The 21,996-nt window shown below is 35.2% G+C and carries 17 protein-coding genes and 4 pseudogenes; 15 read left to right on the forward strand and 6 right to left on the reverse strand.

Going from position 1 to position 21,996, the window contains the following annotated elements; all coding sequences use genetic code 11:
- Positions 1–218: 218 nt before the first annotated feature.
- The 4 genes from NSQ44_RS01880 to NSQ44_RS01895 all read right to left on the reverse strand — a co-directional run bounded on the left by NSQ44_RS01880 (position 219) and on the right by NSQ44_RS01895 (position 3,200).
- Entirely contained in the window at positions 219–476 is a 258-nt protein-coding gene (locus NSQ44_RS01880; protein ID WP_041846797.1) for a DUF5348 domain-containing protein, read from the reverse strand.
- On the reverse strand, positions 473–1,273 hold the full coding sequence (locus tag NSQ44_RS01885; RefSeq protein ID WP_044898957.1) for an ExeA family protein: 801 nt from the start codon (positions 1,271–1,273) through the stop codon (positions 473–475). The genes NSQ44_RS01880 and NSQ44_RS01885 overlap by 4 nt, the downstream gene beginning before the upstream one ends.
- On the reverse strand, positions 1,266–2,534 hold the full coding sequence (locus NSQ44_RS01890; protein ID WP_044898958.1) for an IS481 family transposase: 1,269 nt from the start codon (positions 2,532–2,534) through the stop codon (positions 1,266–1,268). Before NSQ44_RS01890 ends, NSQ44_RS01885 begins: the two co-directional genes overlap by 8 nt.
- 135 nt (positions 2,535–2,669) lie before the next feature.
- Positions 2,670–3,200, reverse strand: coding sequence for a DUF6431 domain-containing protein (locus NSQ44_RS01895; protein WP_094244283.1), 531 nt, complete (start codon positions 3,198–3,200; stop codon positions 2,670–2,672).
- Between the two features lie 160 nt (positions 3,201–3,360).
- Here NSQ44_RS01895 and NSQ44_RS01900 point away from each other — a divergent pair, with 160 nt between their 5' ends.
- Both NSQ44_RS01900 and NSQ44_RS01905 read left to right on the forward strand, forming a co-directional pair.
- Positions 3,361–4,044, forward strand: a complete 684-nt coding sequence (locus tag NSQ44_RS01900; RefSeq protein WP_327848537.1) for an ABC transporter ATP-binding protein — start codon at positions 3,361–3,363, stop codon at positions 4,042–4,044.
- A complete protein-coding gene (locus NSQ44_RS01905) occupies positions 4,037–6,466 on the forward strand; it encodes an ABC transporter permease (RefSeq protein ID WP_340854630.1) in 2,430 nt (809 codons plus the stop codon). Before NSQ44_RS01900 ends, NSQ44_RS01905 begins: the two co-directional genes overlap by 8 nt.
- Before the next feature lie 273 nt (positions 6,467–6,739).
- On the opposite strand, the gene NSQ44_RS01910 is transcribed toward NSQ44_RS01905, so the two are convergent.
- On the reverse strand, positions 6,740–8,350 hold the full coding sequence (locus tag NSQ44_RS01910; protein WP_340854631.1) for an IS1634 family transposase: 1,611 nt from the start codon (positions 8,348–8,350) through the stop codon (positions 6,740–6,742).
- A 662-nt stretch (positions 8,351–9,012) separates the two neighbouring features.
- On the opposite strand from NSQ44_RS01910, the gene NSQ44_RS01915 reads away from it, so the two are divergent.
- From NSQ44_RS01915 to NSQ44_RS18920, 13 genes and pseudogenes are all read left to right on the forward strand, one after another.
- Positions 9,013–10,611, forward strand: a complete 1,599-nt coding sequence (locus tag NSQ44_RS01915; RefSeq protein WP_340854632.1) for a M48 family metallopeptidase — start codon at positions 9,013–9,015, stop codon at positions 10,609–10,611.
- A gap of 470 nt (positions 10,612–11,081) precedes the next feature.
- Positions 11,082–11,303, forward strand: a pseudogene (locus tag NSQ44_RS18915) (stage II sporulation protein M); the annotation flags it as partial.
- Between the two features lie 348 nt (positions 11,304–11,651).
- Positions 11,652–11,834 (forward strand): annotated as a pseudogene (locus NSQ44_RS01920) (uberolysin/carnocyclin family circular bacteriocin); the annotation flags it as partial.
- 67 nt (positions 11,835–11,901) lie between these two features.
- The gene (locus NSQ44_RS01925) at positions 11,902–12,465 is read left to right on the forward strand and encodes a hypothetical protein (RefSeq protein WP_340854634.1); all 564 of its coding nucleotides are present in this window, start codon (positions 11,902–11,904) and stop codon (positions 12,463–12,465) included.
- Between the two features lie 118 nt (positions 12,466–12,583).
- Positions 12,584–13,945, forward strand: coding sequence for an IS4 family transposase (locus NSQ44_RS01930; RefSeq protein WP_328101957.1), 1,362 nt, complete (start codon positions 12,584–12,586; stop codon positions 13,943–13,945).
- 386 nt (positions 13,946–14,331) lie between these two features.
- On the forward strand, positions 14,332–15,177 hold the full coding sequence (locus NSQ44_RS01935) for a hypothetical protein (RefSeq protein ID WP_340854635.1): 846 nt from the start codon (positions 14,332–14,334) through the stop codon (positions 15,175–15,177).
- Complete coding sequence (locus NSQ44_RS01940) at positions 15,170–15,409, forward strand: ATP-binding cassette domain-containing protein (protein WP_340854637.1); 240 nt, start codon at positions 15,170–15,172, stop codon at positions 15,407–15,409. Before NSQ44_RS01935 ends, NSQ44_RS01940 begins: the two co-directional genes overlap by 8 nt.
- 75 nt (positions 15,410–15,484) lie before the next feature.
- Positions 15,485–16,726 (forward strand): IS91 family transposase, encoded by a 1,242-nt coding sequence (locus NSQ44_RS01945; protein WP_082059606.1) that lies wholly within the window; start codon positions 15,485–15,487, stop codon positions 16,724–16,726.
- Positions 16,701–16,952: a hypothetical protein gene (locus tag NSQ44_RS01950; RefSeq protein WP_082059605.1), complete on the forward strand. Its 252-nt coding sequence runs from the start codon at positions 16,701–16,703 to the stop codon at positions 16,950–16,952. The genes NSQ44_RS01945 and NSQ44_RS01950 overlap by 26 nt, the downstream gene beginning before the upstream one ends.
- 91 nt (positions 16,953–17,043) lie before the next feature.
- Positions 17,044–17,490, forward strand: coding sequence for an ABC transporter ATP-binding protein (locus NSQ44_RS01955; protein WP_340854640.1), 447 nt, complete (start codon positions 17,044–17,046; stop codon positions 17,488–17,490).
- Entirely contained in the window at positions 17,487–18,038 is a 552-nt protein-coding gene (locus NSQ44_RS01960) for a stage II sporulation protein M (RefSeq protein ID WP_340854641.1), read from the forward strand. The genes NSQ44_RS01955 and NSQ44_RS01960 overlap by 4 nt, the downstream gene beginning before the upstream one ends.
- A 269-nt stretch (positions 18,039–18,307) precedes the next feature.
- Positions 18,308–19,585 (forward strand): annotated as a pseudogene (locus NSQ44_RS01965) (IS110 family transposase).
- A 386-nt stretch (positions 19,586–19,971) separates the two neighbouring features.
- Positions 19,972–20,076: pseudogene (locus tag NSQ44_RS18920) on the forward strand (DUF3231 family protein); the annotation flags it as partial.
- A gap of 614 nt (positions 20,077–20,690) precedes the next feature.
- Here NSQ44_RS18920 and NSQ44_RS01970 read toward each other — a convergent pair.
- Complete coding sequence (locus NSQ44_RS01970) at positions 20,691–21,995, reverse strand: (Fe-S)-binding protein (protein ID WP_066248135.1); 1,305 nt, start codon at positions 21,993–21,995, stop codon at positions 20,691–20,693.
- Position 21,996: the final 1 nt, after the last annotated feature.

Raw genomic sequence — 21,996 nt, forward strand, 5'->3', positions numbered from 1 at the left:
GAAATTCAATAATTATTTTGCAAATTTGTATATTTTTGAATAAAATATTAATATAAAATAGTCTTATTTGTGTAAACGAGCACACTATTTCAGCTCATCAATTTCAAATTAATCCGGCTTATCATCTGAAATAATGTGCTTATTTTTCCACTTTATTTCAGAATGTGCAAAAATCAGTTCAAAATATTTCAGTGAATTTTAGAGAAAAGAAAACCCCTCTAAAAAGGGGCATCTAAACGTATATAATCCTGAATGTTAATTCGAACTTTATATATCTCATTAGGATGAAGGATAAACTTCACATCTTGATCTAAAGTAATAAACCAATCCAAATCTTTTTCCAAGAATGCTTTAAAATATCTATTTTGGATTCGCAGTTCAAAATGATATCCCTGCGCAATCCAATAAGCCTGTTGCCCAATCCAAACTCTCCATTCCAACTCATCATGGTTATAAACTAGAATCCCTCGCTTCATAACCCACTATCCTCTATGGCCAATCGGACGACTTCCTCATCGATTTGTTCTTTCTTTAATTGAAAACCAAATAACAAGCTGTTAATCGTTAATGTATTAATGACTCTGGGCCAACCTTGAGAACGTAATGCAATAGCTTCCAATGCTGATTCAGTAAATATCGGCATTTTCGCCCCTGCTATTTTTAGGTGGTGATTGATATATAAAATAATCTCCTCTTTCGGCAAAGGCTGGATTTCATACTTCAGAATGAGACGTTGAGCTAGCGGCCGGTGATGATTCATTGTTAGTCGAGTCTTAAGATGTGTCAATCCTGCCAAAATCAAGATAAACGGATTGGTCGAATCCATTTGAAAATTAAACAATAAGGCGATATCCTGCAAAAATGCATCCTTTGCCATATGCATTTCATCTAGAATAAATACAGGCGTCATTTTTCTCTCTCCAGCCATTCGTTCAATTCCTTGCTGAATCTGCCGAAAAAGGTCTACTTTACGAAACTTTGGCTCCTCCCCTAAACCATAGGCTAATCCACGATAGAAATCCATGACACCGCCTGTAGATAGCGGAAAATAAATGACATGATATAATGACGGATTCAACGTTTCCTTAAATGCTCTTAACGTAAATGTCTTGCCGACACCTGGATCACCAGTAAGAAGACCCATTCCTTTTGATTTCTGTAAATACGTTAAAGCATTTAATGCCCCTTTATAATCAGTCGATAAAAAAGCATCTTGTGGTCGCAAATCCTTTGAAAATGGTTCCCGAGCTAAGGAGTAGAAGGATTTATACACGATTGTTCTCCTCCTTCCTCTCTTCTTCAGCCAGTTGGGTAACAGAAAAAGGAGACCGAACTCGTTTAACATGGGCGTTATCTGTCATGGATACCGGTTTGGCTTCAGCCACTTTCTTGTCATCTTTAAAGATATAAACCCCGGTATCGTCAATTCTTACATCCACTGAATAGCCAATAAAATCTGCCGGGACCTCATAGAGCTGCTTGTTTAAACTGATCGTTCCATCCGCCTTCACTTTCCGTTGTTCTCTCTTCATAAAGATGGAATCGAGAATGGATGTGTCTTCTAAAAACGTGATACTCTCTAATTGAGAATGAAATACTTCATGTGGGGTTTTTCCATCTAATGATGCATGCTCCCTTCGATGATAGTCCTCCTCTAACCATCTCCAGAATCGTTCATTTAATTCTTCTAAGGACTCCACGGGTTCTGCTTTTAACAGCGGATAAAAACGTGTTTGAACCGTTTTAAAAAACCGTTCAATTTTGCCCTTACTTTGAGGGTCATAAGGCTGTGTGTGCGTGAGTGTAATCCCGAGTTGGGCACATGCATACTGCAGAGTTTCAGACCGATAGATTTTTCCGTTATCCGCATAAATGATGGCCGGTTTTCCTCTTCGAATAAGAGCTTCTTTTGTAACAATTCGTAAACCATCGAAGCCTTCTGATGTGAAAAATTGTGCGAATGGAACCAGCCTCGAACAATCATCAATATAAGCAATTAAAAAGGTCTTTTTTACTTTTCCTTTTATTTTGATATAGGGCCCATGAGATAAATCAGCTTGCCATAATATATTCACTTTTTCGTGGGCAAACCGTTTTCTTTCAGGAATTGCACTTAAAATTTTTCCTGAAAGGTTGTGTTTTTTTAATAAACGGTTTATAGTAGAGTATGAGATTTGGTTTCGGTTAATTTCTCCTTGCCGGATGAGTTGTTCATAAAAAACACTCACTGGCATATGGAGAAATTTTTTTCTTATGTCTAAAATATGGTCCTGGTCATCTGGGGATAATCTCCTCGAATTACCTCGATCTGCACGCTTCTTTGGCTTTAAAGCATCAAATCCATTTCGACGATAATTGAGAAGCCACTCTTTTACTGTTTTCACAGCTATTTTCCGTTCTCCATAATAGGGGATAGAGTGGACTTTTCCCTCTAATTCCTCAAAGTATTGCTTGGAATCAACCTGACCATTTAACAAAGGGGCGATGATTCCGTAACGAAATAAAGCTACTTGTTCTCTTTCTTTTTCAGTCATTGATTTATCCTCCTTTTTTTACTAAGAAGGACGACCGGTCATCCATAATCTCATTCTACCTTTTTCTCCATTTTTTGAACACGCAAAAGGTATGTGGGACTAAAAATATTTTTTATCCCCAAAAATATGGCAGAATTAATTTGCCATAAAGTAAGAGGAAAAATGACCCCACGACCTTCGTAAGAAGAGGGATTCTCCAAAATCGCGAATCATTTTCATATATTTTATGGCCTCTTTTTTCATATCTTTGGACAAACCCATTTCCTCCCCTAAATCCACAAAAAAGCTATGAATCCATCTTAATTTTTTTTGATACCGCCTCCAGTAAAAAGCAAGTAACTGTCGGCTTCCTTTAGACTTTTTCTTCTCTAAAAACTGTTCAATTCTCTTTAATATGATTTCTAGACTATGTTGAAAATAAGGGATTAGGAAGTCTGGAATAATAGAAAAAGTTTTTTTACAAGACAAGCAAATAATCCTACAAATAGGAATTTTAACTTCTTTTTCCTCCGCTATTGTATTTCTCCAATAATAGCCATGCCTATGTAGATTGCCCGAAGCCACACAGTTACAATTTGGACACTTGTCAAAAGTTGGAAATTTATTCTTTTTTCCATTTATGGCATATTCCTCAAGACTGATGCCAAAATCATGTAAAATAATCATAAAAAATACTCCCCCGTTCCAATATGCCAAAAATTTAGCACATTTTATGGGTAGAGTATATATCTAAATCTGGAGGAATTTGAAAATTTCACTAAGATTTCGGACGATATATCATGGAAATTTACATAAATACGTTATATTAATATACGGGAGGAAAACGATGTCAATTATACTTAAAGCAGAAGAAATCAGTAAATCATTTAATACATATAATAACTATTTAGTTGTTAAACCCACTTCATTTAGTGTTAAGAAAGGAGAAATATATGTAATAGAGGGAAAGAGTGGTTCCGGAAAATCTACTTTTTTGAGTATGATAGGAGGACTAGAAAAGCCAAGTAATGGAAGAGTTTTTTTTGAAAATAAATCCTTTTATGAACTAAATGACAATGAACAGTCACGAATAAGAGGTGAATCATTTGGATTTATATTCCAATCATTCCAATTAATACCCGAGCTTACTGTCAAAGAAAATATAGAGTTACCATTTAATTTTGTAAAGGCTTCTAACAAGAATATGTTAAATGTTAATGAGTTAGCTAATGAACTAGACATTTCAAGGCATCTGAGTAAAAAACCTAATTATCTGTCTGGCGGGGAGCAACAAAGGGTAGCTATTGCTCGTGCTTTAATAACTTGTCCAAAAATTTTGTTTGCAGATGAACCAACAGGAAATTTGGATCAGGAAACTACAAAATTAGTAATCAAATTACTTATTAAACTAAGTAAGAAATATAATATTTCCCTAATAATCGTAACTCATGAGAAAAACTTAATTAAAGAACCCCATTACTTATATAGAATGAATGATGGTGTTTTAAAGGTGGAAAACAAACATGATTAAGTTTTCAATAAAATTGTTAATCGCGAGGTTAAAATGGTTTTTAGTAATGACCATTGCTCTCGGAATTACTTTAGCATTCATTACCTCACTAATAACATCATCTGAAGCAATAAAAACAAGCCTAAAGAATAAAGCATATAAAAATTATGGTGAGCATTCAGGTTTATTAATTGGTATTAAAGAATCAAAATCGTTACTAAATAATAATAACTTTGATGCGGGAGAGTATCAATTAATAGATACATTAAAAATTAGTGAAGACCTTTCTGCTACTATTGGTTGGATGAATATTGACGCATTTAAGATTGGACATATTAACCTAATAAAAGGCAAATTCCCTACTAATGAGAATGAGGTTGCAATAGAATCGTTCTACTTAGAAAAGCTAGATCCCACTTGGAAATTAGGCGACACAAAAAAACTTTTAATTAATAACAATGTTACTCAAGTTAAACTTGTTGGCATTATTGAAAATTATTCGGCTAAATGGTCAGTGCCATACAATATAGAAAAAGGGGTAAATGATTTTCCGAATATCTTAGTGGCAAACAAAGACAACAGTTTAACAAGCAACTTTTTAATTAAATTCAATAAAGACCCAAAAGAAAATGAAGAGGAAATGTTAAAGTTACTAGAAATATATAATGATCAAGGAATTATTAATGAAAAATTATTTTATAAAGGTTTAAACCAATATGATAACATCACAAACTTAACATTCTTTTTTCAAATAATTACTTTAATAGTTGCCTCCTTTTGTTTTTGGAGTTTATTTTATTATTTCAATTTCTTTCAATTGCAAAAAGATGCGCTATTTAAAGCAGCAGGATCTAATAATTTAAATTTGTACAAACTTCATTTTTTTCAGTGTTTAATTATCTTTTTATCCAGCATACTTTTTTCAATTCCGCTAAATATAGCATTACATAAACTAATAATTAAGAAAACTTTTTTTGAAGGAGAACTCAATCCTTCACAATTAAGCACTATAATCAATACAGTATCGATATGGATTATCATTTTATTTACTATAGTTGTCATAATTTCAACTAAATCAATTAACAAATTTAATAAAAAGTCTATAAATAACATATTACACAACAATAGTCACTCTAAAAATAAAGGAGATTATTTGATATATAAATTTTCCTCATTTATTAAAAAACAGTTAGTAATTCAAATGGTTCAATATCCCAAACACTCTTTGCTAATTATATTCAATTTAAGCATTTGCACGATGATTATTTTATTTTCCTTTTTTCTACAAAAAGAAAGTGAAGGTATCTGGGACGCTAAGCAGGATTATTATATTGATTCGCAAGAAATATATTCTTATGAGAATATACAGAATCTTAACGTTTTAGCTCATAAGGGACTAACATTTCCAATACATGAAGTAAAACAACTTGAACAAACTAGAGGTATTAAGTACATTGACAAAAATCCATTTATGATTGACGTTCATCCTCTTATAAAACCCAACTTATTAACATCTTCTATAGAAAACTGGATAAAACAAAATGGTTCACTAAATAATTTATATGAACAAGATATAATTATTCCCAATGTAAGTTATCGAATAGTGAATGAAGTTGAATTTGGTGAGATTTATAAATTTAAAGATTTTGAAAGTTTTAAGGGTAAAATACTATTGATATTGCCCAAAACAGAGATTAATAATAACAGTAAATTAATAGGCGAAAAATTAAGTTTTATAAAAATGTATAGAGAGTCAGATCAATTAAAAACAAAAAAATGGGAATTTGAAGTTTTTGATGTTATTGAGAGTGCAAACAGTAACGAAAATAATATGTCCATAAATTATAATGAAATTACTATTCTTTTAGATGAAAAAACAGCTGTAGATAGCAAAATTTTTACGGGATATAAGGATTTAACTATTTATTTAGAAGATAATATATCTTCAATAGAAGAAAAGATAATAGATTCTTTAGTTTATGAAATGGTTGCATCTATACCCGGAAGTCTTTATCAAAAGATATCAACTACACAAATAGAAGAAATGAAAATATCTTCTTATATAGGTTTTTTAGGTAAATTGTCATTCTTGATTTCATTGTTTTTGTCTATGACAAGTATTATAAGTATTTTACTAAGTAAATATTATATTAAAAAAAGAACTTGGGGTATTTATCTTTCATTAGGAATGAGAAAAAGATTTGTAATGAAACTTCTGTCATTTGAAATATTTATTTATTTCTTTATATCAATTGTTATTAGTACCATCCTTTTCTTCTTGTCTATGAAAGTATTAAATCATGTATACCCTACATCTTTTTATACAATATATTATATATTTGCTGTGTTGTTTATTTTAATAATTGCTACCTTAGGGGTGTTTGTCCTGTCAAAAATAATAAAAAATCAATCTATATTAGATTTATTAAGATTAAAGGAATAAAAGTTTTTCAACGGCTTAACAGGTTAATCGTTCAAGATACATTATAGATAGAGAGGTTAGAAACTACAAAATATTGCAGAATATTCACTTAGAAGGTAAAAAGTTATACTGGTAGGAGGAAAAATTAAATGCAGATTTATTCAATTCCGCTCCTGACTATATTAGGTTGCGTAGGGCTAATTATTTATACTCAAGTTTGACAGAGTACACTAAAGAAAAGCCCGAAAATACTGGTGTTTTGGACTTTACCCACAACACGTACCACTACACTTGTTAGTGGCACGTGTTTTTTTCTAATACTCTAGGAGGCGCTTGTGTGACAAGTGCTTCAAATGCTAGATTTGCTTGACCTTGTAATTCTGTACGAACGATTTGCTCTTCACCATTCACGCGTATTTTCGAGGCCTTCACCTGGCTTACATCATGCAAAATATCCTTTACACTTGTTTGGCATCCTATTTCTTTTAGCTTATAGGCCAAAAAGGATTCCATGACAAGCGCAAGGAAACAAACCATGATATGGCCTCGAATACGAGATTCCACTCGATGGTACATCGGGCGAAGTTCTAGATTCGACTTCAGGTTACGAAAGGCTTGTTCCACTCTCCACAACTCTTTATAGGCAAGTGCTGCCTCTTCATCCGTTAATGACGAGTTGGTCCGAATGGCGTACTTTCCGTCAAACTTTTCGTCATTGGATACCTTCTCTTCATCAATTTTGGCCGATGCTTTTTCTATCGTTAAAAACTTGGAATACGCACGGTTTTTGACGAGTCCAGATGGACCGAGTTCATCAAGCTTCGATTGAAGGTTTTCTAACACGACTTGACGACTCGCTCGATCACGTTCTTCAGCGTCCGGATTGTAACAGAGTACATACGTTTCGCCATCGATTTTCTTTGACTTCACTTTTAGATTCGGGAGAACCTTCTTATATGGCCCACGGATGGATAATAGCTCTTGGGCTTTCTTCGACTTTCGTAATTTGACACCCACAATATATTCCATGCCCAGTTCACGAATTTGATCTAAGTTGGCTTCACTAACCATTCCGCGGTCTCCCACTAGAATGACTTTCTGAATAGGATAGCGCTTCTTCAGATCTCCAACCACCATGCCAAATGTCTTCGTATCATGCATGTTTCCAGGGAAGACTTGATGCCCAATCGGAATCCCTGTTTTGGTCATTAATAAGCCAATCACGACTTGTTTTCGATCTCCACGATGATCTTTGGAGTAACCATAGTGAGCCAGCAGTTCGTCTGCTTCCTCTCCTTCGAAATAGGTGCTTGTCGTGTCGTAAAACACGATATCTACTTCTAATGAGGTTAAATCGGTTAAATGTCCATAAAGTTGTTCCTCAATTTTTTCTTTTTGTTCACTTAAGAAGTCTAATGCACGATAGTAGTGATGGAGTTGAATGTCTGAAAGACCTTCTGCATAAATCGTGTCGATCCATTGTTTGAAGATATCATGCTTACTATTGGGATCCATGAGACGGTTTAACACCATGGCAAAAATGGCTTCGTCATACCGAGAAGCAGTCTCGGAATCATCCATGATTTTACGTAATAGCCGACCAAGCCCTAACTTTTCCCATACCTTTCGGAACAGATAAACCGGCCCAAACTCTTTTGTCCAAAGCACGGAGACAGAAGAGGAAGACCCTTGCCCATGAATTCGGTCAAAGTAACGCTCTGAAAATTTGGCTAATCCCTCGATTATGTTATCGACAGAGCCATTCTCTAATAAATGTTCTAACCTCCCTAGATTACAAAGCGTTTGTTGCCGAACTTTATTGTCTACACGAAATGTACGACATATTTGTAGATATTGACGAACTGAACCATTTTTATTTTTTTGCTTATTAATTCGAATATACATAGCACTAATAGTATAACATATATTACATATTATTGGATATACAAAAGTTATCCACATAACACTACATAATGATTATATTTTCGATAAAAAAAGTGGATAACTATTGGTATAATTACCTTTAGTTATCCACATGTAGTGAAATGGTGTCAAACTTGAGCTTTAGTAATGGCCAACTTCATTTACAAGATAGTCTAATTCTTCTTATATCAGATTTTCTGCTTCTTCCGGCCTATTATTTCATCTTTCTTTCCAATAGTTCATATTTCCTGTTTTACATGTAATAAAATTTACAATTAACCCTATATATGGTATTTGATAAATAAAGGGACATGTAAAAAAATTGTCGTCTCTTCATCATTTTCTGTAAACAATATCTTTTGCTACACTTGTTTTAATTGCAGGAGAAGTATTTGAACCGGTAGGACTGCGGGTTCTGGTTCCAAATCTAGATCATGATGTGGCTGTTGCTCTTCTTAATCAAGTTGAGCCTTTTTTAATATGGCAGTTTGTTTTATTGTATTTTGGTGTTAAAGCATTATTGAAATCTGAAAGACGGGTTGCTCCTTTACTTATTGTAAGTATTATCTTTGTAGCAAACTTGTCATTAAAAACAATTCCATCGATTATGACAAGTTTCCTATAAATTAAGGAGAGTAGTTATTATGAAAAAAAGAATGCTCATATTTTTATTGGTCACGGCGTTTTTTACAGTTTCGGTTATTATGGTTGAGTTAAGTATCCGTTCAGCTGTTTTATCGCCATTTATTCTTCTCGATTCAAAAAAAAATGTAGGAGTCCAGAAGCTTTTAACTGGCTATTCCATATACCAAGGGGACTATCTTTTAGATATTGAAAATACTGAAGAAGACTCTACCAATCGTCCGCTCGCTTTTCATATTGGACCTATTGATTATCAATTTATCAAAGTCAATACAGAAAACATTATCTTACCTGCTGGAGAAGAGCTGACTGTTATGACGAGAAGAGGGGTTGAACCGTCTTTTAGTAAGGAAGTGACGATTCAGTCTAGTAAGAGGAAATTTTTTTTTAATGAATATACAATACGTGCTGCAAAAAATGATGGATCATTCTCCATCCAATTGAAGACGGAGTTTAGTAAAACTCTTACTTTTTTGATATATGGTTGTTCATTTTTATTGCCTTTTCTTTTGGCATTGTTTATTAACAAGGTTCTTCCATGGCGCAATCTTTTTACATTGTTTGTTCCGTTTATCTTAGCTGGAATCCTTCCATTGATATTAAACTATCATTTTTCGATGGGTTACGCACTACTTTTAACAAAATCATACATTTGGAGCATTTTGTTATGTATCTTTCTCCCGACGTTTTTATCAGTTTCATTGACAACTGCTATATACCAATGGACGATAAAAAGTGATGAGGATATTGAAGGAGAGTCTGAAATGGAGGAATCAGATTTCCTTGAATTTTCAAAAAGGGAAAAAGTTATAATTTTTGTACTCACTATAGGAAGTCTTGCTTACTTTTTCTCATTTTTCCTTTTTCCACTATCCCTATATGTAAAAATTGTGGACAAATGGTATTTATTTGCTGCTTGGTATTTATCGTTAACCCTTATTATAATGCTAGTTTATACTGTAATACATCGTTTCATGGGGAACTATGAAAATGTGGGATTCACCGAGCAATTTTACTCTTTGAAAAAAACGATAGAAGCTGCATGTAGTATAAACGTTAACCTATTTACGAAGAAAGAGTCCGAGAATGAGACGAATGCTTGGGTGTATAGTACTCCTTTTGCATCTAAAAAAAGCATTAACATTTACATGACAGAAGGTTTGATAAAAAAATTTACTTTAGATGAGGTAAAGGCAGTGTTATTTCACGAAATTGGACATATCAAACGAAAGCATGGTCGTTGGATACTGTTTATTACTTTTGGAGTAGCGACGCTTATTAGTTTGCTGATGTTCTTTACTAGAAAAATTATGCTAGGATTTGGATGGGGACAGTATATCCTTATTTTTCCAGTTGGTATAATCGCTTTAATAGGGCTCACAGAATGGCTTCCGAATAAAATTAGTAAAATGTTTGAACACCAAGCAGATGAATTTGCTGTAAGGCAATTGGGGAATAAGGAGTTATATATTCAAACATTAATGAAGTTAGAGCGAATCAGTGAAAAAGAGAATGACGAGTTTGACTTCAAAAGGAAAGAGTGGAAAGAAACTCATCCATCCTTCCAAAAAAGAATTAACTTTATCAAGGACTTGGAATGAACGTGAAAAATATATTTCGACTTAAGGCGTTTGGTATGGCATTTTTGGAAAGAAATCGAGATGTTTTTTTACTTTCACTTTTAATTGTTTTAATAAGTTTTTTTGAACCAATGATTTATTTGCAGTTAACTGATGAAGAGAAGCAACAGACATGGAACAGGAGGCTGTAGTAATAGTTTCAGAAAACCTCGATGATGAGGAGCTTACGTGGCAGTCTATATTTTTTCATAATTTCATGATTTTATTACCAGCATGTATTGGTGTGTTTTCATTTGGTTTCGTTTTTTTGGTATATCCTTTTACAAGGATATTTATTAAGTACTAGTAGGGGCTGTCTTTGAAAGTCAAATCGCCATTGAAAACAAAAAATCATAAACACCGATATATCAACGTTTCTAAAGCATTAATGGGGGCGTCAATAAGCCGTAAAAACGACTTATTAAACACCCCCATTCTCTTTTTGGTTTGTATTTAAATATACATTTTTTCATGGTGTTTTTGAAATCCTAGCAATTATACTTGTTGGGGCATTCGCACTAAAGCCTGCAGTAGTGACTTTTAAGTGCATTATATTAAAAAAGCCCTTTTTCCAAAAAAGAGATTTTAAAGATATGTCTATACTGTTTGTGCTCTATGTATTTTTTCTTCTCTTGGCAGTGTTAATGGAAGGTCTTATAACAACAAGGCTTTGAGAAATGGGGACTTATATGAAAAAAATTTGGCTTATATGGAACAATCGGACACGTAACTATTAATAAAATTGTGTACCAGGATGAAAGCATGATAATAGTTAGCAGTTCCTATTTTACAAGTGTTATATGGAATTTAATCGACAATTAACCCTATATATGGTAATATAGGGAATTGGAGGGATTTGTATAAAATTGCTAATTTAGGAGGTAGTAACAATGAAGCAATGTGTAGACCTGAAAAAAGGATTACTTGCTAGTCTTTTAACTTTTGCATTAGGTTTAATGGCAGCTCAAGTTACTACTGAAATAGGAACTGTAAATTCATCTTTCGCATGATTAGCTACTAAACTCGGAATTAAACAGGCTACAGCAGGGCTTATTATTGATTTGGTTTCTGGAGGTTCAACCCTTTGGTCAATTGTTGCGGCAGTAGCTGGAATTAGCGGCGCCGGATTAATTGCAATTGGAGGTATTACTGCAATTAAAGCCGTTATTAAAAAGTCAGGAAGAGACTTTGCCATTTCTTGGTAATTAAAGCTGGAAGATTACAAGCCCTCTCTTTTTTCTGTTTACCTAGTCAGGAGGTGCCAATTCAATAATGTTTACTAGTAATTCTGTCTTTTCTTTTTTAGATAAAATGATCAATATAATAAAATATAACAGAAAATCTGCTCTGCGAAAATTTTTAGCAGACTGGCAGCTGGATAAAATTGATCTTAGAAAGATATATAGATGGATTACACTCATTATGATTTTTATTATGAGTGCTTTGTTTTTTTTCACAGTATTTTTAACTGGTTATATCATCAAAGATCTAGATGCAAATACATGGTTAAATGTCTTTTTGAGCTTTGTAATATTTCTTGCTTTCTTCAACTCATTAAGTTTCTTTTATAAAAAATCTTCTGTTTTTTATTATGACACGACAAAAATGTTGTCTCAATTAAAAAGTTATAGAGTGTTGCAAGTCATTGCTTCTATTTATGGTGACTCATTGAAAAATACAGTGATAATGTGGTTCGTTTTGTTAATGCCTGTAGTTTTAGGGATACATATAAATTACCCAAGTTTTGAGCCGAAATTTTTGATTTACTATTTTCCGCTATTTAGTCTATTAACTCAACTTTCGCAGTCCAAAATCTTGTTTAAATGCTTGATGTAAATGGTTTTGGGAAGTACAAAATTATCATTTGACATTTTTTAAAACATAAAGAAAGACACCTATTCTTTTGGTAAAATATTGGTGACGAAAACAAATCCAAAAGAAAGGTGCCACCATTATGATAACGAATAAAGACTACTTTGCGCAATTACCAAAAGAAATTAAACAAGGATTTTCCGAATTAAATATTGGATATCATTTAAGAAAAGCGAATATTACGAAACTTTCCGGGTATTCTTGTCTTACTGTTTTCAAACTGATTTTTCTTTTAGTCTTCCAATATAAGAACTGGTTTCGTGCTTTTATGAGTAAACGATCTCAGGATCTGCCCGGAAAGGATACAGTCTATCGCTTTTTAAATACACCAACCTATCATTGGAGAAAGTTTCTACTTTCATTAAGCAGTGAAATGATCCGTCTGCTTCAACCATTAACTTCAAAAGATCGTGTCACAGCTTTTGTGATTGATGATTCTGTCTTTTCAAGAAACCGTAGTAAGTCGGTTGAACTGTTGGCTAAGGTTTTTGATCACTCTACCCATCAGTACTTGAAAGGGTTTCAAATGCTTACCCTTGGCTGGACCGATAGTTTTACTTTTATTCCCGTTGATTTTGCTCTTCTAAGTTCACCGAAAAAGGAAAATCGCCTGCAAGAAATCAATACCAATATTGATAAACGAACATCTGGCTATAAGCGTCGCCAGGAAGCTCTGAAATCAAAACCGGACGTGGCTTCAGCTTTACTTGATCATGCGCTTGAAAAAGGGATTATAGCTGACTATGTTCTCATGGATTCCTGGTTTACACAAGCGCCTTTAATTGAGAAGATTACGAACAAAGGGTTATTTGTCATTGGCATGGTGAAGCAATTAAAGCAGCGATACGTTTACAATGGTGAACGTTTCACACTGAATCAACTTTACAAATTGGCAAAACCTCACATGGGTAAAAAAGACATTCTCGGATCCGTTTATGCTACTTTAGACAATGGAATTCCAGTAAAAATTCTATTTGTACGAAACCGTAATAAACGGAGCGAATGGCTTGCCATTCTCAGCACAGATACAACATTAGAAAATGAAGAGATCATTCGTATTTACGGCATGCGTTGGGACATTGAAGTCTTCTTCAAATGCAATAAATCCCTTTTAAATTTAGAGAAAGAATTCCAGGGACGTTCCTACGACATGTTAATTAGCCATACAACCATTGTTTTTACACGATATATTCTCATTGCTTGGCAAATGCGAAAAGAGGAGGATCCTAAGACGATTGGCAACCTTTTTTACATCCTTTGCGAAGATGTAAAAGACATAGATTTTATTACTGCCCTTCAATCACTTATTGACCTTTTCCAAACTTTGGCGGAAGCCGAGGTTTCTTTGAACATGGACATCTTTAAAAATCAAATGAATAAATGGTTGGCCACTATACCTAATTATATCAAGCAATGCTTAAATATTTCTGTGTGCGAAAGTTGAGTCTATTAAGTTTAATAATGACTATGTTTTTTTCATACTTCCGCTTTTTGTTTGCCCATTTTTTTTATATACAATCTTTAATAATGACTATGTTTTTTTCATACTTCCGCTTTTTGTTTGCCCATTTTTTTTATATACAATCACTGCGTTTATTAAATCGCTTTTTTCTATTTATAGTCCTTGCGCTCTTATTTTTTTTATTACCCTTCACAATCACTTCACTGTTATTCAATTCACAAAAATTTGGAATTAAATTAGCAGATATTGTGATAAAATATCAGTCTTTTTTAATGGAACTTAGTCTGCCTAAGGACATATATAATCTGGAATTTCATAAACTTTTCATCGTTTTTCTTTTCATGCTATTCATAGCTGGTGTATTCACTTTGATATGGATCAAAACATTAAATCATTTAGATTTAATACCTTATTACCAAATTCGTACCCGTAAAAGCTCTATATCTGATAAAGATAAGTTCATAAATACGAATAAATATTTTTTTGTAAAAGACATACTTCATATTAAGCGTGTTAGTTCATGGTTTATTGGGCATATAGGAAAAACTATATTAGGCTTGCTAGTATTTATCGGAATCGCCTTGCCAGTCGTACAACATTTTATTGATTCAACATCACCGTTGTTTTTTTTATCCATTATAACAGTATTTGCTTTTGCCATATTTCAAATTGTTGGCGACTCACTAAAAATGATATTAGCGATTGATACAGAGGCCAAGAATATACACTTGCTTGTTTATACCAAATATACAATGTGGGATATTGTCAAAGAAAAATGGTATATATATTTTATTTTTACATTTCTAGTCACTTTTTTCGTCGTCTTATTATCTTCTGTTTTTATAAATGTAAATATTTTTCTGTATGCTTTATCCATCACTATTATGCTCACCTATGGTGGACTGAGTGGTTTATTTCAAATATTCTCAACAGCGTTATACCCACGGATAAATTGGGAGCATCCCTATGAAATTGGTGAATCCCATAAAGCTAATTTTATAGAAAGCATTTTAAATAATGGTCTAACTTATCTATACACGGTTTTCATAGGAGGATTACTGATCGCAGATCAATTTTTCGGATTAAAATTAAACACTATGGTTGCATGTATTCTAATATTAATTCTCGTTGCTTTTTTCTTTTGCGCTTATGCCATCGTTGCTGCGTATACTAAACAAATTTCAGTCAGGGAGGTTTTCTTAAAAAATGATTAAGGTGAAAAATTTATCTAAAAGATATGATGAAAATATCGTTTTAGATAACCTTAATTTCCAAGTGGATACGGGTTGTATCTATGGGATTGTTGGTACGAATGGTGTTGGGAAAACTACCTTTCTACGTATCCTTGCAGGTTTATCCAAACCAGATAATGGTGAAATATACATTGATAATATGAATCCTGTTGGTAATAAAAGCAATAAAAAAATAAGTTTTGTTCTCGTTTAGGAAATTATAAAATTCTAGACGTGTGGATAACTGTTCTGTAAAATGTTCGTATATATATATTAATGGAGATGTCATATGAGTCAGGCTAACAGCGGAATTATCAAACGTATATTAAAAGATCATTTTGATGGTTATTGGAAGATGCACTCAGATCTTTTTCCGGAGTCATACCGTGAAGACATAAAAGAAACAGTTGAGAAAGCAATAAGATGCGGCACTCGGGATTTGGGGTATGCCCGCTATGAATGTCTTGGTTGTGAAGGTGGACCAAGACCTGTTTTTGTTTGTTTTACTTGTAAAAGTCGTTTTTGCCATAAGTGTGGTAAGAAATATACAGATGATTGGTCAGATAAGCAACAGGAAATGATCTTTAACGTCCCTCATCGCCATATGGTGTTTACAATACCGAAGGAATTGAGAAATGTCTTTTTTAAAGACCGTAAAAAGTTAAATGAACTAGCTAAGAAAGTGGCTGAAGTTTTCCAATTTTACTTTCAACGTAAAAGTAAAAAACGAGATTTACAGGTTGGCATTATTACGGTGATACATACTTTTGGACGGGATCTAAAATTTAATCCACATATACATGCCCTAGTAACTGAAGGTGCAATTGATAACCGTAATGAGTGGGTTCCCACTGAGTTTATTCCATACGAATATTTGAGAAAGTCCTGGCAAAAGGTTGTTTTAGATTTATTAAAATCTTGGTTTCCTAATAATCAGTCCGTTATAAACCTCATTATTGATCTATACCAACGTTATCAAAAAGGGTTTTATGTGAATGCAGAACAGAGAATGAGAGATGCCAAAGGAGCAGCGAAATACATAGGAAGATACCTAGCGAGACCAGCTATAGCAGAGTATCGCATTGTAAAATACGATGGTAAGACAGTTCACTTTTGGTACGAAGACCATCAAACAGGAAAAAGAGTTGATGAAACACAACCTGTATATAAATTTTTATTTAATCTATTACAACACATCTCACCCAAGCATTTTCGAATGGTTGGTCGTTTTGGTTTGTACAGTAGAAGATCATATAAAAAAGCAAATCAGGTTTTAAGTCTTTATTCATTTATGAGAACCAGACAACTTTCGCTATTACTCGAAACAAAAAAGAAAAAGAAAACCTATAGACAACGAATGATTGAATCATTTGATAAAGATCCTTTTATATGTCCACATTGCCATCGTGAGATGGATTTAGTTGAAATATGGCATGCGGATTACGGCTTCCTTTATCATTATATGGAGGACATGGAGTGTATTAAAAATATCAGGAGGTATAATCTTGGCCAAAAACAAAGAACAGGATGATCTGAGTAAAGATTTTCTAAAGTGGTTAGAAGAAGATCCATTTGGATTAGATGAAGATATAAAAATAATAATTTTTAAATGTTTGGATTGTGGAAAAGAAGATGAAGTTCCTGAATATGTGTTTGAAGAATTTCATTATGATTTAAATGATAATGAAGAAGTGGAAGTAGTATGTCCTTTTTGTAATGGCACAATGCGCAGAGCGAGGAATGTCCCAAGTGATTAATACTCACTTGGGACGTGCTTAAAGTCGCGTTAGCGATTTTGTTCCTGATTCCGCTTCTTTATATGAATATTTAAGCGGGGAAGAATATCTTTTGTTCTTTGCATCTATTTTAGATGTTCCGAAAGAGTTGCGAAAAGATAAAGTTTCTTATTTAATTGACCTCTTCAATTTAACATCAGCAAAAGATGAATTGATTAAGACATATAGCCACGGAATGAAACAAAAGGTATCTATTGCATCAGCATTATTGAACGATCCAGATATATTATTATTAGATGAACCTTTGACAGGAATCGATTTAATCAATTCACATATTATAAGACAACATATAAAAAAGTTTGTAAAAGCAGATAAAACAGTCATTCTAACGACACATTTACTTGAATTGGCACATTCTCTATGCGATAAAATAGGGATTTTACATAAAGGTAAAATTGTCGAGGAATTTTCAACCAATAAATTAAGTCTCGATTCAATAGAAAAGCGTATTACATCAGTTTACTTAGGTGAAAATTCTGGAGAAATGATGAGCAAATGAATTTTCAGGGAAGGGGTATAAAAGATGTTGTTCGTAAGCTTGTATCGAATAACAAAATATTGTTTGTCATTTCTTTACTTTTATTTTTTGGGGGGATGGCAGGGGGGTATTTGTTTAGAATAGATGCAGTAAGAGGAGACTTAAACTATATACAGGCTGATGTAGAAGACTTACTTTTTAATAATATAAAGGCATCACTAGTTATTGCTTCGGGATTACTTTCTCTAGGTATTCCTACTGTTATATTTTTGATAACCAATGGGTTAATAGTCGGTTCCTCTATTCAGCAGCAATTGGAGCTTGGATTGTCTATTTCAAGTATTTTTGTAAAGCTAATCCCGCATGGAATATTTGAGATACCTGCGATATTAATAAGTGGAATCATTGGATTAAAAGGCGTATCAATTATTATTGAATATTTCCGTACTTCTTTAAGTGCAAAACAGCTAATAAAACAGACGTTATTTGAAATAGCCCTATTAACCAGTATAATATTAATTTTCCTTACATTGGCAGCAATAATAGAATGGTATATAACCCCATTATAATATTGGAGGTCATGTCATGAGTGCAAAATTTGCAAATTTTCTATCAACTGCTCTTTTTTTCTTAGCATTGATCGTTATAGTACTAACTAAAAATCTATATTTAGGTTTATTCCCCTTAATTTTGTCTATGTTTATTCTTACTTGGCAATTAGGAGCATTCCTGTTAGAAGTTTTTTCGGGGACTTGAATAAAAAAAGCCCTCTTGGTATGATTCGGGGGTGTCAATCGCACGAATTGACCCCTAATTTGGATACCAAGGAGGACTATACATGAATTCTATCTCAAACAAGAAGATTAATCAAGTCACCGATCAAACGCTCGTCGTTGGCATGGATATCGCGAAAAAGAAGCATTATGCCTGCTTTGTGGATGAGCGAGGGAGGGTGCTAAAAAAATCGTTTCCCGTTCCGCAATCCAGAGAAGGGTTGGAATGGTTGTACCAGTGCATCGTGAAAGCGATGGAGGAATTTGAAAAAACGGAAGTGATCGTTGGCATCGAGCCAACGGGACATTATTGGCTCAATCTCGCTTACTTTCTTGACGAGAAGGGCATTCCTCTCGTCATGACAAACCCGATGCACGTGAAGCGCTCCAAAGAGCTAGACGACAATCTTCCAACCAAGCATGATGCGAAAGACGCGCTCGTCATTGCCCGGTTAGTGAAAGACGGCCGATTCAGCTATCCGCGTATTCTGAAAGGGGTGGAGGCCGAACTGCGCACAGGGGCGACGTTTCGATCCAAACTCGTGGAAGAGCAGGGGGCGGTTCGAAATCAGATGATTCGCTGGCTCGATCGGTATTTTCCGGAATTTACGCAAGTCTTTCCGTCGTTTGGGAAAATGGCGCTCGCTGTGCTGGAACAGACGCCGTTTCCGTCGGATTTAGCAGGGAAAGAGATCGAAGAGGTTCTCACCCTTTACCGCCAAAGCGAGGGATTACAATCGCCACAAAAACCGAAAGCGAAGAAGTTGATGGAATTGGTCCAACATTCCATTGGCGTAACGGAAGGACAACAGATGGCCCGTATCGAAATCGCCACACTTGTCCGCCGGTACCGCCAATTGGAGGAGGAAATCGAGGCACTGACCCAGCAACTAACGGAACTTGTGCAAACATCCGTGGAATACGAATGGCTCAAAACGGTTCCGGGCTTAGGGGATGCGACTATCGTGGAACTGTTATCGGAAATCGGGAGTTTTTCCCACTATCAGGATCCGCGCCAATTATTGAAACTTGCGGGCCTGACACTGCGGGAGCATTCCTCCGGCCAACACAAAGGGCAAAAACGGATCTCGAAGCGTGGAAGAAGGCGGTTGCGCGCCCTCCTCTTCCGCGTGATGATGCCGATGATCCGCCACAACGAAGCGTTTCGACAGTTACATGAATATTACACGACACGGCCCGATAATCCGTTGCGCAAGAAGCAATCCATTGTGGTGTTATGCGGGAAATGACTGAAGGTACTGCACGCTGTGTGTACGAAGCACCAGGCGTTCGATGCGAAGCGAATGATGCAGGACATCTTTGGTCTCGAAACGGCGGCTTGATGCCTGCATGCCTTGTGATTCCCTAGACAACAAGGATGACACGGAGAAGCTGGCACGATATCATCCATTCGACCTTGAGTCCCTAAAGGAGCTTAGCCGGCCTCTGCCTGATGACTAGACCGAACGAAGGAATGTAGGCACAAGGATGCCAAGAGACATGGGAGGGTTCGTCATCATCAGCGATGCAGAGATCCACGGTGCATCCCATACGCTCCCCCCACTACAACCAAATTTAACCAGTAGTGGCCGCGAAGCGTACCCAGTTAATGTAAGATATACACATATTTAAGAAATAATGTTAGAAACTTTGTCGAAAAATATTTTTTTGACACCCCTGAAATGGATACAACCATTGATATATCAACATTTATAGAGGGAGGTTTATTATAGGAATTTTAAGCGATAATCCAAAAGAAGAGCCAATGCACTACGGAGAAATATTTGGCGTATGGTCGTATTTACAAACGGCTAAAGTATTTGTTGCCGGATATCCGGTTTAGTTTGTTACCAAACTAGGGGTTTTTTTCCAACTTTCCTGAGAATGGCAATATCAAGGTATTTATGACTTCGTAATGAATCGTACTTGGCTGTTCTCGGATATGCGGAATTTACAAACCTATATGAATAAACAGAAACATTAATAAAACGTCATATAAAGCTTCATTTTCTTACTTTTACAGACAGATTCTCTATGCCAATACGAAAAACGTTGCTCTGAAACATCGTCCAATTCAATTTAACTGGACACATTTTGGAGATTTTCAGCGTGAAGAAAATCCGATTGTATTAGCGGATCGAATTCTTTTCCGGCTGACTTGATTACACCGGCTAACAATCAAAAGGGTTATTTGAACTTGAGACTGGCTATAATCTTTCCTTTCCATCCGTGTGTCGGAGCAGGTAAAATAGATGATCGATGGAAATTATCGAAAAAAGAATGAAGGTGGAAGAAGTTGATTAAAAAGGAATTAAATGATAAGTGAAAACTTTTAAAAAACGCACCTGAAAAAAAGATGGAAGTTTTCCTTTCAGGTGCGGAATGTCATTTTTAATGCTTCTATCAAATGTACAATAAACACGTATCCATCATAAGTGTAAGCAAAATTTATGAAATTCCGGCAGCTTCGGCCAAATATTCGACTAGATGCAATGCCCGCACAGAATCAGACAGTTTTTCGCGTTCGATACCAAGCTTCATCTGTATGAGACATCCTGGGTTGGTCGTAATCACGACTGATGCTCCGGTCGCTTTCGTATGCTTCATTTTCTCATCAAGGATGTCCATTGAGGCATCATAGTTAATAATATTATAGATTCCTGCTGAACCGCAGCACATGTTTGCTTGCTCCATCTCAACAAAATTAATTCCTGAAATACTTTTTAGAAGGTTTAAAGGCTCCTCAGTCACTTTTTGAACATTGGTCATATGACACGAAGGCTGATATGTGACTCGTTCTTCCGGATTTGACCGAAGATTAGGCAGTCCGCCGCAAGCGACTAGCACTTGGCTGATATCTCTTGATTTTGCAGTGAACGCAGCCGCTCTATCAGCCCATTCTGGATCATCTGCGAGCAGGTGGTCATATTCATGCAGCATAGCTCCGCATCCTCCGGCATTATTCACAATAAAATCAACGTTCTCTTGTTCAAATGCGGCGATGTTTTGTTTTGCGAGACGCTTGGCTTCCTCTATTTCACCAGAGTGCGCATGCAGTGCGCCGCAGCATGTCTGATTAGGAATGACAATGACATCACAACCCGCTTCTGCAAGCAGCTGTACAGACAACCGGTTGATGCGATGGAACATAGCATCCATGATACATCCGGTGAAAAATGCAACTGTATATTTTTTTTCACCTTTTGCTTTCGCTTTGGAAGGAGCTTGTTTACGCTCTGCTGGTGAAACTGCCTGAGACATTGTCGCTTCGAATTCACCTAAATGATAAGGCAGCTTTTTCATAATACCAGTTTTGCGCATCGCTTTTTGCAATCCGCTTTTCTCATAAAGCCAAAACGTATTGCCGATCACATTCATGGCTGTTTTACTAGGGAATACGTTCTGAAACATTGTCTTTCTCAGCAGACGAACAGGAGCTTTAAATTTCTTGCGTTTCACAAGTGCAGCCCTTGCTGATTCAAGGATGGAACCATATTCCACTCCAGTCGGACAAGCCGTTTCACAAGCCCGGCATCCAAGGCATAAATCCAACGGCTCTTCAAGCACTGATAGATCCGTGATTTTTCCTTCGCCAACCATTTTGACTAAATTAATACGTCCGCGCGGTGAATGTGTTTCTATTCGCGTAGTTACATATGTCGGGCAGACGGGCAGACAATAACCGCACTGTACACAGCTGTTCGTTTTATTATATTGAAATTCTTCCCTTAGTTCTTCAAGAGATTCTTTCATG

The sequence above is a fragment of the Aeribacillus sp. FSL M8-0254 genome (genome assembly GCF_038008845.1).
Lineage (GTDB): Bacteria > Bacillota > Bacilli > Bacillales > Aeribacillaceae > Aeribacillus > Aeribacillus composti.

Coding starts and splice junctions, on each gene's coding strand:
- NSQ44_RS01880 (WP_041846797.1), bottom strand. CDS start 476: ATGAAGCGAGGGATTCTAGTTTATAACCATGATGAGTTGGAATGGAGA.
- NSQ44_RS01890 (WP_044898958.1), bottom strand. CDS start 2,534: ATGACTGAAAAAGAAAGAGAACAAGTAGCTTTATTTCGTTACGGAATC.
- NSQ44_RS01895 (WP_094244283.1), bottom strand. CDS start 3,200: ATGATTATTTTACATGATTTTGGCATCAGTCTTGAGGAATATGCCATA.
- NSQ44_RS01900 (WP_327848537.1), top strand. CDS start 3,361: ATGTCAATTATACTTAAAGCAGAAGAAATCAGTAAATCATTTAATACA.
- NSQ44_RS01905 (WP_340854630.1), top strand. CDS start 4,037: ATGATTAAGTTTTCAATAAAATTGTTAATCGCGAGGTTAAAATGGTTT.
- NSQ44_RS01910 (WP_340854631.1), bottom strand. CDS start 8,350: ATGTATATTCGAATTAATAAGCAAAAAAATAAAAATGGTTCAGTTCGT.
- NSQ44_RS01915 (WP_340854632.1), top strand. CDS start 9,013: ATGAAAAAAAGAATGCTCATATTTTTATTGGTCACGGCGTTTTTTACA.
- NSQ44_RS01925 (WP_340854634.1), top strand. CDS start 11,902: ATGTTTACTAGTAATTCTGTCTTTTCTTTTTTAGATAAAATGATCAAT.
- NSQ44_RS01930 (WP_328101957.1), top strand. CDS start 12,584: ATGATAACGAATAAAGACTACTTTGCGCAATTACCAAAAGAAATTAAA.
- NSQ44_RS01940 (WP_340854637.1), top strand. CDS start 15,170: ATGATTAAGGTGAAAAATTTATCTAAAAGATATGATGAAAATATCGTT.
- NSQ44_RS01945 (WP_082059606.1), top strand. CDS start 15,485: ATGAGTCAGGCTAACAGCGGAATTATCAAACGTATATTAAAAGATCAT.
- NSQ44_RS01960 (WP_340854641.1), top strand. CDS start 17,487: ATGAATTTTCAGGGAAGGGGTATAAAAGATGTTGTTCGTAAGCTTGTA.
- NSQ44_RS01970 (WP_066248135.1), bottom strand. CDS start 21,995: ATGAAAGAATCTCTTGAAGAACTAAGGGAAGAATTTCAATATAATAAA.